Raw genomic sequence first — 13,299 nt, 5'->3', positions numbered from 1 at the left:
TAAAATATGCAGTACTTGCAATGGATCATCAAAGGAATGGCGATGGGCGCAGCCGATGTTGTGCCAGGGGTGTCTGGTGGCACTTTAGCTTTTATTCTTGGTATTTATCAGCGTTTATTAGCGGCAATTAGCGCAGTTAATATTCAGGCAGTTAAACTATTATTTCGTGGTCAGTTTAAGCAGCTTTGGCTACAAGTAGATGGCACATTCTTATGCTGCCTTTTTACTGGTATGTTACTGAGTATTTTTACGTTAGCCGGTATTATTAGTTATTTTTTACAACACCAGCCTGTGCCGCTTTGGGCACTTTTTACCGGCTTAATTTTAGCCGCCTTACCACAATTATGTCGTAGTATAACTTGGTCAATGACCCGGGTAGTTTTATGCTTACTTGGCGTGGTTTTCGCTATTGCAATTAGTTTGCTGTCGCCTGCTGACTTTGCAGCAACGAGTTGGATGTACTTCTTTGCTGGCGCTATTGCTATTTGTGCCATGATTTTACCTGGTATTTCTGGTAGTTTTATTTTATTAATTTTGGGAATGTATAGTCATGTGTTGCTTGCGGTAACTGAGCTGAAATTTGCTCTGTTAGCCTTGTTCTTTGCTGGCTGCGTTACTGGTTTATTAGGTTTTTCGCGGTTACTAAACTGGTTATTAAGCAAATACCATGATACTAGCTTAGCGTTTTTAATTGGCATTGTAATGGGTGCTTTATATCGTATTTGGCCATGGCAGTGGCAAAGTAAAGTGTATTTACCTTGGCATTACCCAGACGCAGCTGGCAGTGGCGATGGGTTTTTAGCATTGCTATGTGTTTTAGCTGGGGCTGTTATTATGTTGTTACTATTGAACTTAGAGCGCTGGTTAAGAAAGCCATTAGAAAATGATGCTGCACCATGAGCTTAAGTAGAAGGAGCGAGCCATTCGCTTAACTATGCGTATAGCCTTTATTGTATTTTCTTTTATATTAATTAATATGATGCTTCAAGGCTGTTCATCGCGAACAGCGCCTGCCCCTGTTACCACTTTAGAGTTAAGACAAAACTTTTATAATGAACGTAATAGAGGAACCTTACAGGCTAAGCAGTATACTGTACGTAAAGGAGATACTTTATACGCCATTGCGTTTAGATCTGGTTTAGATGTACGTAGCTTAGCAGCAGCAAACAACATTGCCAGTCCTTATATTATTTATCCTGGCCAAGTTATTAAACTTAAAATTTCTAATAATAATAAGCCACAGAGCCGGCCTTTAGTTGCCGAAAAACCTTCGGCTAAAAAATCATCAAGTCAAACTAAATCAAATAGTTCTACAAAAACAGCTAAAACGGTTGCACCAAAAAAACAAACGGGGTATGTTCAAACAGGTAGTAACATTAAAGTTACAAGTTCTGCTGTGCAATCACTAAATAATAATTTGGTGCAATGGCAATGGCCGGTTAAAGGTAAAGTTATTGCTGGCTTCTCATATCAAGAGCAAGGCAATAAAGGTATTGATATTGCGGGTGCTGATGGCGATAGAGTGAATGCCGCAGCAAGTGGGCAAGTTGTGTATGCAGGGAATGCGTTACGCGGCTATGGTAACTTGGTAATTATTAAACATAACGATGATTACTTAAGCGCTTATGCGCATAACAGGAAGCTGTTAGTGCAAGAGCGTCAGATGGTTTCAGCAGGGCAAAAAATTGCTGAAATGGGTAGCTCTGATGCAACGGATGTTCGTTTGCACTTTGAAATTCGTTATCGTGGGGGCTCAGTTGACCCACTTAAATATTTACCTAAAAAATGATGTAGACGTGTCATATTGTAGAGTACCGAAGTGTGTGTCAGCATGGATGTGATAAACAACTGCTAACCCTACACCCAATAAACGTGGGAGACAGGATATGGGCAAGGAAAGTGACAACGATGTTGTAGATTTAAAAGATGACGATATTGTTGATGATGAAGCACTATTAGAAGCTGAAGCATCTGAAGCTGAGGATACAGCTAAAGATGAAGTGTTTAGTAGTGAAGAAAACTATAAAACCATGGATGCAACCCAAATTTATTTGGGTGAAATTGGTTTTTCCCCCTTATTAACCGCGGAGGAGGAGGTTTACTTCTCGCGCTTATCATTAAAAGGCGATGAAGCCGCACGTAAGCGAATGATTGTTAGTAATCTTCGTTTAGTCGTTAAAATTGCCCGCAGATATATTAACCGTGGTTTAGCATTATTAGATCTCATTGAAGAAGGTAACTTAGGTTTAATTAGAGCGGTTGAAAAATTTGATCCTGAGCGAGGCTTTCGCTTCTCAACTTATGCGACTTGGTGGATTAGGCAAACCATTGAACGCGCTATTATGAATCAAACGCGTACTATTCGTTTACCTATACACGTGGTTAAAGAGCTAAATATTTATTTGCGTACAGCAAGGGAGCTATCGCAAAAGCTTGACCATGAACCTACACCTGAAGAAATTGCTGCAGCCCTAGATCGGCCTGTTGAAGATGTGCGTAAAATGCTGAAGTTAAATGAACGGATTACCTCAGTTGATATGCCAGTTGCAGGCGCGCCTGAAAAGCAGTTACTTGATATTATTGCCGATGAAAAAGAATTAGGCCCTGAAGCGAACCTAGAAGAAAGTGATATTAAGCAGCACTTAACCCGTTGGTTAGATGAATTAAACCCGAAACAACGCGAAGTATTGTCTCGACGTTTTGGTTTATTAGGTCATGAACCTTCAACCTTAGAGGATGTAGGCCGCGAAATTGGTTTAACGCGAGAACGCGTACGACAAATTCAAGTTGAGGCTTTACGTCGTCTGCGTGAAGTCGTCACTCAGCAAGGCTTAAATTTCGATATTTTGTTTCAAGAGTAATTACACCAGAGTAGCTAGCAAGGCTAGCTACTCTGGCTTATTTATCACTTACTACAGCTTGCTGTAGTTAAAGGTTGGCTTTTAATTGGTACAGTAAATCTAAAGCTTGCTTTGCTGTGAGTAAATCAGGATTAAGCTGGCTTAGCTGCTGCACAACGGGATGCTCAACAAGCGGTAACTCTAATTGGGGTACAGCATCACCTGACTTACTTGGCTCTGCTACTAAGCTTTGCTGTTCTAATTGGCGTAACTTTTGTTGTGCTTGGCGAATGATATTTTTTGGCACTCCGGCTAATTGGGCGACTTGCAAGCCAAAGCTTTTACTTGCCGCGCCTTCTTGTACATTATGCATAAAGACAATGCTTTCATCATGCTCAATGGCATCTAAATGGACATTAACAATGCCTTCTGTGCGCTCTGCTAATTCTGTTAACTCAAAATAATGGGTCGCAAATAGCGTTAAAGCTTTTATTTTTGTTGCTAAGTGCTCGGCGCAGGCCCAGGCTAAACTTAAGCCATCATAGGTGCTAGTGCCACGACCAATTTCATCCATAAGCACTAAGCTGTTTTCGGTTGCATGATGCAAAATAGTTGCGGTTTCAGTCATTTCGACCATAAAGGTCGAGCGGCCAGAAGCTAAATCGTCAGAGGCGCCTATGCGAGTAAAAATACGATCAATAGGGCCAATTTCAGCCTGAGTTGCGGGTACAAAACAGCCAATATACGCCATTAACACTATTAAGGCTGTTTGGCGCATATAGGTTGATTTACCTCCCATATTCGGGCCTGTCAGCATCAACATCCGGCGCTGTTGCTGCATCTGCAATGGGTTAGCTATAAAGGGGCTTGTTAATACTTGTTCTACTACAGGGTGTCGTGCTTGTTCTAAATTAATGCTTGTAGTGGCAACTAAGGTTGGTCGGCAATAATTTAGGCTATCGGCACGCTCGGCAAAAGTTGTTAGTACATCAAGCTCGGCCAATGCTTGAGCTAGCTGCTGCAATGGTGCTAAATATTGGCCGCAATGATCGAACAATTGTTCATAAAGTTGCTTTTCAATAGCAAGGGCCTTGCTTTGACTGCCAAGTACTTTATCTTCATATTCTTTTAGCTCAGGAATAATATAGCGTTCATTGTTTTTTAAGGTTTGGCGTCGAATGTATTCAGCTGGTACTTTAATATCGGCACTACGGCCGGTTTCAATGTAGTAACCATGAACTCGGTTATAACCGACTTTTAATGATGCAATACCGGTGCGTTCTCGTTCACGCTGCTCTAATTGTACTAAGTAATCCGAGGCGCCTGTTGCGAGGTTACGCCATTGGTCTAATTCAGCATGATAACCATCCGCAATAACACCACCATCCCTAATTAACACTGGGGGTGTTTCAACTATGGCTTGCTCTAGTAGCTGGCATAACTCAGGAATAGGCTTAGTCGCTTGAGCAATACGTTGTAAAGACACTGCGTGCAATTGAGTTAATTTGGGCGCTAATTCTGGCAGCAGTTGCAGGGCTTGGCGCAAACGGGCAAAGTCTCTTGGTCTGGCACTGCGTAGGGCTAAACGCGTAATTACTCGTTCTATATCACCAATGCTTTTAAGTTCAGGTTGTAAAGCTGGGTAATGGTTTAACAGTTCAGTTACGGCATCTAAGCGCTGGTTTACCTGCTTTTGATCTCGTAATGGCGCATGGATCCAGCGTTTTAATAATCGCGATCCCATAGCGGTTTGGCTAGTATCGAGAATAGCGGCTAAAGTATGTTCAGTATTGCCGGCTAAATTTTGGGTTAGTTCTAAATTACGTCGAGTGGCGGCATCTAATACAATATTATCTTCAGAGCGTTCAAGGCCGATAGCGCGGATATGGGGTAAATGCGCCCGTTGGGTATCGTTAACATATTGCATTACACAGCCTGCGGCCATCAGCGCTACAGGCGCATCTTCTACAGCAAAGCTAAGTAAGTCTTTGGTGCCAAATTGCTGGCACAGTAATGACTTAGCCGTGGCTAAATCAAATTCCCAAATAGGGCGGCGTCGGGCACCTTTACGTTTTTCGAATAACTCTACTGCAGTAAAGTCTTCCGGATATAATAATTCAGCAGGATTTAAGCGTTGAATTAATGCGGCAAGATCATCTACGTTATCGACTTGATTCAGTAAAAAACGGCCACTGGTTAAATCTAATTGAGCTAAACCGTAATGTTGTCTTGAATGACTAATGGCGCAAAGTAAGCTGTCTTGACGCGCATTTAATAAGGCTTCATCTGTGACTGTACCGGGCGTAACGATACGCACCACTTTGCGCTCTACAGGGCCTTTACTTGTGGCCGGATCGCCTACTTGCTCGCAAATGGCTATTGACTCACCTAACTGCACTAAACGCGATAAATAGCCTTCTACGGCATGATAAGGTACGCCAGCCATAGGAATAGGCTCGCCGCCACTTTGGCCACGCTTGGTTAGTGAAATATCTAATAAAGCGGCGGCACGCTTAGCATCATCAAAAAAGAGCTCATAAAAGTCGCCCATACGATAAAACAATAAAATATCAGGATGTTGGCTTTTAATCCCTAAATATTGCTGCATCATAGGGGTGTGAGCGCTTAAGGCTTGCTCAATTTTCTTATCTGACGGCATAATAAGGCTATGTCTTCCTAGTTAAAATAAGGACAGTTATGGTTAGCAGTCTGCAGCTGGCAACCGATTTAGGCCAGCTATTATTACGGAAAAAGTTAACGATAACCACCGCTGAATCTTGTACGGGCGGGGGAATTGGTTATTGGTTAACCGCGGTAGCAGGTAGCTCAGCCTATGTTGATCGTGCTTTTATTACCTATAGTAATAAAGCTAAGCAACAATTGCTGGGGGTGCAAAGTACTACCTTATTGCAATACGGTGCGGTAAGCGAGCAAACCGTATCTGAAATGGCCGTAGGTGCCGCTAAAGCGGCAGGTGCTCAGTGTGCAATTTCAGTGTCAGGTATAGCAGGTCCAGGTGGTGGCTCAGCAGACAAACCAGTAGGAACAGTATGGTTTGGTTTTTATATGCAAGGCTCTATAATCACTCAACGGCAATGCTTTGACGGTGATAGACAACACGTTAGGCAACAAAGCATTGATTATGCGTTAAAACGTAGTATAGAGCTGTTGACAGCTAGCATAAACTAGAATACTGTATGCTCATACAGTTATGGTCGATTGGTAGTGGTTATGCTTTTTTGCAAACTACCGAGAAATGACCAACAAAACCACCGACTCAAATATGGAATTAAAAATGGACGACAATAAACAAAAGGCGCTAACCGCTGCGTTAGGGCAAATTGAACGCCAGTTTGGTAAAGGCTCAATAATGCGTCTTGGTGATAGCACGGCATTAGACATTGCTGCGGTATCAACAGGCTCATTAGGTTTAGATATAGCGCTTGGTATAGGGGGCTTACCTTATGGCCGTATTGTTGAAATTTATGGTCCTGAGTCATCAGGTAAAACAACCTTAACTTTGCAAGTGATTGCTGAGGCGCAAAAAGAGGGCAAAACCTGTGCCTTTATTGATGCTGAGCATGCGCTTGATCCTGTTTATGCGAAAAAACTTGGCGTAGATGTTGAGGCCTTATTGGTTTCTCAACCAGATACCGGCGAGCAAGCGCTAGAAATTTGCGATATGTTAGTTCGCTCAGCGGCAGTAGATGTCGTTATTGTTGACTCAGTAGCTGCATTAACACCTAAAGCCGAAATTGAAGGCGATATGGGTGATAGCCATATGGGTTTACAAGCCCGTTTAATGTCGCAAGCGCTACGTAAACTAACCGCTAATATTAAGCGTTCAAACACCCTATGTATTTTCATTAACCAAATACGCATGAAAATTGGTGTCATGTTTGGTAACCCAGAAACCACAACAGGGGGTAATGCGTTAAAGTTCTATGCTTCAGTACGTTTAGATATTCGTCGTATAGGCTCGGTGAAAGATGGTGATGAAATTACCGGTAACGAAACACGGGTAAAAGTAGTGAAAAACAAAGTTGCGCCGCCATTTAAACAGGCTGAGTTTATTATTCAATATGGCTCTGGTATCAACAAACATGGTGAGCTTGTTGATTTAGGGGTTGCTCAAGGTTTAGTTGACAAAGCCGGTGCTTGGTATGCATACAAAGGCAATAAAATTGGCCAAGGTAAAGCGAATGCTATTCGTTATTTACAAGAGAACCCAGCAATTTCTGATGAAATTGAAGCCGAGTTACGCCAGCGTTTACTCCTTAAACCAGGCGACAAACCAACAGATCCGGTAGCAGAAATAGAGGCAGAATAAGTTTTTTAATTAAGTATTCTGATAAGAGGCCAGTTTATTACTGGCTTTTTTTATGGCTGCTTTATCTAAAATACGATAGGATTGCTAAAGGTAAGGTGTTAGCTTACTTAAGTATTTACATACGGAATTTTTAATATCGGTAGCAAATTTGCTAGTAAAGAGTAAATAAAAGCCTATTATTAACTTGCTCTGTTTAAGTGCCAAGGATATGGTATACCAACATAAAAATGCTGTTTTAATTAAATAAAGCATTACCGGTATCAATTTATGATAATAATAAAATGGTTATACTGGGGACTGATTGGTTTTGCCTTAGTGAGTTGCAAAGCTGATATAAGTATTCAAGAAGAGCCTGAACAAACAGTTACAGAAGAGTTTGCGTTAGCTTTTGTTGAACGTAGTTTAGCTATGCCAGAGCAAGAAAGCATGGCAATAGACTTGCGAACACCTTCTGCTTTTCTTCCTGGTGCTAGGTTAGTTATTAAAAAAAATGCTTTCGCTTCATCTACTGAAACAGATATTACCGCACGCTTATTTGCTGAAGATGCAGCTTATGACGTTAAAGATCTTGCGCTATCGCCTGATGGTAACCGTTTATTATTTGCATTAAGAGCCCCTGAAATCCCTAACTTAGATGATGAATTTCAGCCTAAATGGAATATTTGGCTATATGATCGTCTAAGCGATAAGTTAAGCCCTATTATTTCTGATCCGCTACAAGCTGAAGCCGGACATGATATTAACCCTGCCTTTTTACCTGATGGCAGAATTATATTTAGTTCTAGTCGCCAGAAATTGTCACGACAAATATTGCTCGACGAATTTAAACCGCAGTATACGGCTTTAGATGAGCGACTGAATGATGCTAATTTTAATTTACATGTTATGAATGCAGATGGCAGCAATATAGAGCAAATTAGCTTTAATTTAAGCCATGATTTATATCCGACGGTATTAGAAAACGGTAAGATTTTATACAGCCGTTGGGATAATCACCCAGGTAGAAGCATGCTTAACTGGTATCAAATGCAACCAGATGGTACTGATAATGAGCTCGTTTATGGCTGGCATTCACATAGCAGTGGCGCTATGGATACACTCGTGCAGTTTACTAAAGCCATTGTGCTCGATAATGGTGACGTTTCGGTTGGCCTAAGCTCTAATTTGGCAGAGTATTATAATGTTTGGCCGCAAAAAGTCGCGTTAGCTATTGCCAGTGATAATTTACAGCCTTTATTTAGCGAAGTATTAAATCAACCCGCTCAAACACCTCTATTTAATTGGCTTTTTAGTAATAGTAATCAAGCCGTTACGGCTGGAGCTATTAATAGTTACTTTCCATTGAAAGATAATACTGGCCGTTATTTAGTAAGCTGGTCACCTTGTCGAGTTATTAATGAACAACAAATAATGAACTGCGCTCAGGTAGATAATATTGTTGATTATAATCTAGCAGCCCCTTTTTATGGACTTTGGCTATTTGATAATCTGCAGCAGACACAAGTGCCGGTGCGCTTAGCAAAAGAAGGTAAGTTGGTTACTGAGCCTGTCGTGATGCAAGCTTACCCCAGACAAGCTTACCTGCCTGAGAATGCGAACTTAGACTTGAGTTTAGTGGACCAACAAAGTGCAATTTTAGATATTCGCAGTGTATATGATTTTACAGGGGAGTCGAGCGTTGATATTTCAGTGCTGGCTGATCCGATGCAAACAACAGCTGAGCAGCGGCCTGCACATTATTTAAGATTACTACGCGGTGTGCCGATACCGCCAAGAGAAGTGTTAGATATAGACAACAGTGCCTTTGGGGTGAACCGCAATCAGCAAATGCGCGATATACTAGGTACAGTGCCCATTGCGCCAGACGGATCAGTTAGAGTTAAAGTTCCGGCAAATATTCCGTTTAATTTGGCAGTGTTAAATGCTGATGGTCAAGCTATCAGTGCAATACACCGTAACTGGATCACGCTAAGGCCTGGTGAAGTACGGAGCTGTAATGGCTGTCATACCAGTGATAGTACTCGGCCGCACGGAAGGTTAGATGGTCAATGGCCAAGTATTAACCCAGGCTTAGAATATGCTGGATTAATGGCAAATATTAATCCGCAATTGTATTCACAGCCAAGAGAAACCCTAGCTCAAACAGCCTCGCGAGTGTTTGGCACCCCTACCTTGAGTGCGGGGTTTAACTTTGTAGATATCTGGACAGATCCAAACAAGCGCCAACCAGATCAAAGTGTAAATATTGATTTTGCAAACTTAGACACACCAAGTCCCACTGGCATTAGTTGTTTTGCACAGTGGCAGGCTCGTTGTCGGTTACGAATTGATTATCCCAGTCAAATTCAGCCTATTTGGCAACGTGATAGACGTCAGATATCGCCTATAACCAATGAACTAATACAAGACAACACTTGTACCAGTTGCCATAGTCGAACTGATAACGACGGTAATAGCCAATTGCCAGCAGCACAATTAGAATTAGATGCCGCTGCCTCTGATTTAGAGCCTGATCACTTTCGCAGTTATCAAGAATTATTAAGACCTGACAATGAGCAAGAATTAGTAGGCGGTGTTTTAGTTGACCGTTTAGTTCAAGCAACTGATGCTGATGGTAATTTACTGTTCTTAACAGATGAAGATGGGAACTTAATTCTAGATGATAATGGCCAGCCTATTCCTATTATGGTGACTGTGCAAATAGAAGCCTCAATGCGAGCGGGTAGTGCCGTTAATAGTAATCGTTTTTTTACGTTATTTTCGGCTACAGGCAGTCATGAAAATTATCTGTCGACAACAGAGTTAAAGCTAATTAGTACTTGGCTTGATATTGGTGGACAATACTATAATTCACCCTTCGCAGCAGTAGAGCCTTAAGATGAGAGTTGGATTAAGCATAATATTGTTGTTTATTAGCTTTTTATCTGTAGCTGAGTCGATCGCGGTAAAAGTTAAATCTGATTTTATTAATTTACACTCAGGTCCAGGGCGAGGCTATCCCATTACCCAAGTAGCGTTAAAAGGCGAGCAGTTAACCTTAATGCAGCGGCGTACAGACTGGGTGCAGGTAGACTTTAAACAACAAAACTTATGGATTGCACGTAAAGATTTAATTCACGTTATAAGTTTAGATAATCAGATCTTTGTAATAAATGACGATAAAAGTGCTGAGTTGCATGAGCAACGTTGGCAGTTAGGTTTAATGTTTGGTGACTTTAATGGTAGCAGTTATTATCAATTAAATACCCAATATGCGTTTAGCCAATATATGCAAACTGAGCTGGCCATAGGTCAGGCCCAAGGGCAACAATCAAACTATCGGATTGCTGAGCTTAGTGTTTTAATTAACCCATTCCCTAGTTGGCGACTGTCACCTTACTTCGCTCTTGGTGGCGGCGTGATCAATATCAATCCGCGCACGGTTTTAGTACAAACTACTGAGCGAAATCACCCGCTAGCTAGTGTAGAGTTTGGTGGGCGCTTTTATCTGACAAGGCAGTTTATTCTGCGAGCCGGCTATCGACATAGTGTAATTATGACAGATAGCGATGACAACATAGAGACAGACACATGGAAACTTGGTTTCAGCGTATTTTTTTAGCAAGTTGTATGGTGGTGGGGGTAAATAATGCCCCCGTACAAGCTCAGGAGGTTACTCCTGATATAAAGCAAAATGTGATAAATGAGAATAAGCTGGATAGTGAAAACTGGTCTTTAGCGTTAAGTGGCGGAGCCATAAGCATAGAAGACTTTGGTAATAGTGGCTTACTAAAGGCTCAGTTAACTTATCACATAACGGAAGATTGGTATTTAGGGGCCGAGTTAGCCATGGCTAAAGCGGGATTAACTTCTTTTGAGCAACTCAGTGGCGCAGCGCCTTTATTAACTGATAGTCAGCGAGAATGGCAGTTCTATGGTGCTCAATTAGGGTATATGTTGCTGCCTGGACAAGCATATTTAACGGAAAATTATGCTTATAACTCCGGTTTGTCGGTGTTTATGGGGGCTGGAAATGTAAGCTTTGCCGGTGATGATGTTTTTGCTATGCAGCTTGGCAGTCAATATAGATTATTTATTACAGACTGGTTTGCAACAGAGCTAACAGTGACTGATTATATATTTGAAACCACAATTTTGGCTCAAACTAAAACGAGTCATAACTTAGCGGTTAGTTTAGGTTTTTCCGTTTATTTTTAAAGCACTAGAACAATAGGCAAAGTGTTAATAAAAAAGAGTATAAATAATGATAAAGATGGTTGTTAAAAGTATATTTTGCTTAGCCTTATTAGGCTTATGGTCACCAGTTTCAGTGGCTGAAAGTGCTCCTGATTTTACTTTGAAAACATTACAAGGTAATAACTTACGATTAGCTGAACAGCGCGGTGATATTATTTTAATAAACTTTTGGGCTAGTTGGTGTGGTCCTTGTTTACAAGAAATGCCTAAGCTTGATCAACTGGCGAAAAAGTATCAAGCACTTGGAGTGCAAGTTTGGGGAGTCAATGTAGAGACTGATAACGCCGCTGCTTTGGCTTATCTGGATAAACTCCCTGTTACTTTTCCTATTTTATTTGATGATGCTAATACTGTTTCAGCGGCGTACTCTGTCAAAGCTATGCCGACAACGGTTATTATTAATAAAAATGGTGAAGTGAGCGCTGTTCATCATGGATATCAAAGTGGTTATGAGAAAAAGTATGAACAAGATATTAAGCGGCTTTTGCGTGAATAATTTTCTAATAACACAGCTTAAAAAAACAGCGCAGCTATTACTCACTGTGTGCTTATTATTGTTAAGTGGTTGTAGTTCGTTACAACCATGGGTGCAGCCGTATGAGAGAGATAAGTTAGCAGATCCTATTATGGCGTTTGGTCGACATCCTGTTGCATTGCAGCACATAGCTCACGTCAGAGATTCTCGTGAAGCAGCCAAAGGTGCTAATGGCAGTGGTGGGGGTGGCTGTGGCTGTAACTAAGTTTACTGAGCCTAAAATAGCCTTGATCTTGCAGTTTGTCATGATACTGCTGGTATCGGTAAGCAGTGCTAATGCTGCCATTCTACCTCAAGATAGAGCGGATATTATGTATCATCGCTACGAAGGTGGTGGGGTATCAATTGATGGCCCGGCGTTAATGTTAAGAAAAAAAGCCTCAGATGCTATTTCATTATCTGCTTATTATTACGTTGATACCGTGTCAGGCGCATCAATTGATGTTGTAGCAACAGCCTCTGCTTATACTGAAAAGCGAAATGAGGGCAGGGTAGGTATCGATTACTTAGCTGGTAACAGTATTTTAAGCCTTAATTATGCGCAAAGTGATGAGAATGATTATAACGCTAAGTCAATGTCGTTTGGAATTGCTCATGATACCTTTGGTGGCATGACAACGTTAAGCATGGAAGCAGGCTTAGGTAATGATGATGTAAGCCGTAATGGCGATGACAATTTTAAAGCTAAAGTGCGTCGATATAACTATAAGTTTGGCTGGAGCCAAATTTTAGCCACTAACTGGATTAGTGCGATTAATTTACAATTTGATCAAGATGAAGGGTTTCTTAATAACCCTTATCGCAGTGTCCGCTATCGGGATGATAATCAACCCTTAGGTTATGCCTACCAGAGCGAAATTTATCCTAATACCCGCAATGCGCTAGCGGTTTCTCTAGTCAATAAGGTTTACTTACCTTATCGCGCAGCTTTAACCTTGAATTTACGACATTACCAAGATAGTTGGGATATTCAGGCATTTGATGCCGAGCTTGAGTATATTCATCCATTGACCACGAACTGGACTTTAGAAGCTAAAGTGCGGTTATACAGACAAAATCAAGCTGAGTTTTATCAAGATCTATTTCAGTTTAAAGATCAACAAAACTATATGGCTCGAGATAAAGAACTAAGTAAATTTAGCAACTTAACCCTGGGTTTTGGTGCTAGTTATCAATTACCGACTTGGCGCTATTTGCCTCAGGTAACACCTGAAGTAACTTTACAGTGGGATCATATTCGATTTGATTACGCTAATTTTAGAAATGTCACCATAACAAGTGCTGATGTAGGCTTAGAGCCTCTCTATCAGTTTGATGCTAACGTTTATCGGGCTTTTTTTAGCCTGTATTTTTAGTGA

General features: G+C 41.2%; 12 protein-coding genes. 11 read left to right on the top strand and 1 reads right to left on the bottom strand.

The annotated features are described in order from the left end of the window. The first annotated feature begins 6 nt into the window (after positions 1-6). From ACRCA4_RS07595 to rpoS, 3 genes are all read left to right on the top strand, one after another. Complete coding sequence (locus tag ACRCA4_RS07595; RefSeq protein WP_433186417.1) at positions 7-900, top strand: DUF368 domain-containing protein; 894 nt, start codon at positions 7-9, stop codon at positions 898-900. Positions 901-934: 34 nt separating this feature from the next. Then, positions 935-1,789 (top strand): peptidoglycan DD-metalloendopeptidase family protein, encoded by an 855-nt coding sequence (locus tag ACRCA4_RS07590; protein ID WP_433186414.1) that lies wholly within the window; start codon positions 935-937, stop codon positions 1,787-1,789. A 97-nt stretch (positions 1,790-1,886) separates the two neighbouring features. Further along, entirely contained in the window at positions 1,887-2,861 is a 975-nt protein-coding gene (gene rpoS, locus ACRCA4_RS07585; RefSeq protein WP_433186411.1) for an RNA polymerase sigma factor RpoS, read from the top strand. A gap of 67 nt (positions 2,862-2,928) precedes the next feature. Here the strand turns inward: rpoS and mutS are convergent, their stop codons facing one another. Further along, complete coding sequence (gene mutS, locus ACRCA4_RS07580; protein ID WP_433186408.1) at positions 2,929-5,499, bottom strand: DNA mismatch repair protein MutS; 2,571 nt, start codon at positions 5,497-5,499, stop codon at positions 2,929-2,931. Positions 5,500-5,537: 38 nt separating this feature from the next. Between mutS and pncC the strand changes: the two genes are divergently transcribed. From pncC to ACRCA4_RS07540, 8 genes are all read left to right on the top strand, one after another. Next, the gene (pncC, locus tag ACRCA4_RS07575; RefSeq protein WP_433186405.1) at positions 5,538-6,029 is read left to right on the top strand and encodes a nicotinamide-nucleotide amidase; all 492 of its coding nucleotides are present in this window, start codon (positions 5,538-5,540) and stop codon (positions 6,027-6,029) included. A 106-nt stretch (positions 6,030-6,135) separates the two neighbouring features. Then, positions 6,136-7,170 carry a recombinase RecA gene (gene recA / locus ACRCA4_RS07570; protein WP_433186402.1) on the top strand — a complete coding sequence of 345 codons (1,035 nt, stop codon included), beginning with the start codon at positions 6,136-6,138 and terminating at the stop codon, positions 7,168-7,170. A gap of 267 nt (positions 7,171-7,437) precedes the next feature. Continuing rightward, positions 7,438-10,047, top strand: a complete 2,610-nt coding sequence (locus ACRCA4_RS07565) for a hypothetical protein (protein WP_433186399.1) — start codon at positions 7,438-7,440, stop codon at positions 10,045-10,047. A gap of 1 nt (position 10,048) precedes the next feature. Continuing rightward, positions 10,049-10,771 (top strand): SH3 domain-containing protein, encoded by a 723-nt coding sequence (locus ACRCA4_RS07560; protein WP_433186396.1) that lies wholly within the window; start codon positions 10,049-10,051, stop codon positions 10,769-10,771. Then, positions 10,741-11,367 carry an outer membrane beta-barrel domain-containing protein gene (locus ACRCA4_RS07555; RefSeq protein WP_433186393.1) on the top strand — a complete coding sequence of 209 codons (627 nt, stop codon included), beginning with the start codon at positions 10,741-10,743 and terminating at the stop codon, positions 11,365-11,367. Before ACRCA4_RS07560 ends, ACRCA4_RS07555 begins: the two co-directional genes overlap by 31 nt. A 46-nt stretch (positions 11,368-11,413) precedes the next feature. Then, entirely contained in the window at positions 11,414-11,902 is a 489-nt protein-coding gene (locus ACRCA4_RS07550) for a TlpA family protein disulfide reductase (RefSeq protein ID WP_433186390.1), read from the top strand. After that, on the top strand, positions 11,838-12,146 hold the full coding sequence (locus ACRCA4_RS07545) for a DUF4266 domain-containing protein (RefSeq protein ID WP_433186387.1): 309 nt from the start codon (positions 11,838-11,840) through the stop codon (positions 12,144-12,146). Before ACRCA4_RS07550 ends, ACRCA4_RS07545 begins: the two co-directional genes overlap by 65 nt. After that, complete coding sequence (locus tag ACRCA4_RS07540; protein WP_433186385.1) at positions 12,091-13,296, top strand: DUF3570 domain-containing protein; 1,206 nt, start codon at positions 12,091-12,093, stop codon at positions 13,294-13,296. Before ACRCA4_RS07545 ends, ACRCA4_RS07540 begins: the two co-directional genes overlap by 56 nt. Positions 13,297-13,299: the final 3 nt, after the last annotated feature.

Source organism: Rheinheimera sp. WS51 (genome assembly GCF_050936095.1).
GTDB lineage: Bacteria > Pseudomonadota > Gammaproteobacteria > Enterobacterales > Alteromonadaceae > Alishewanella.
The sequence above is the reverse complement of the archived record's forward strand: the minus strand, read 5'-3'. Positions and strand labels throughout refer to the sequence as shown.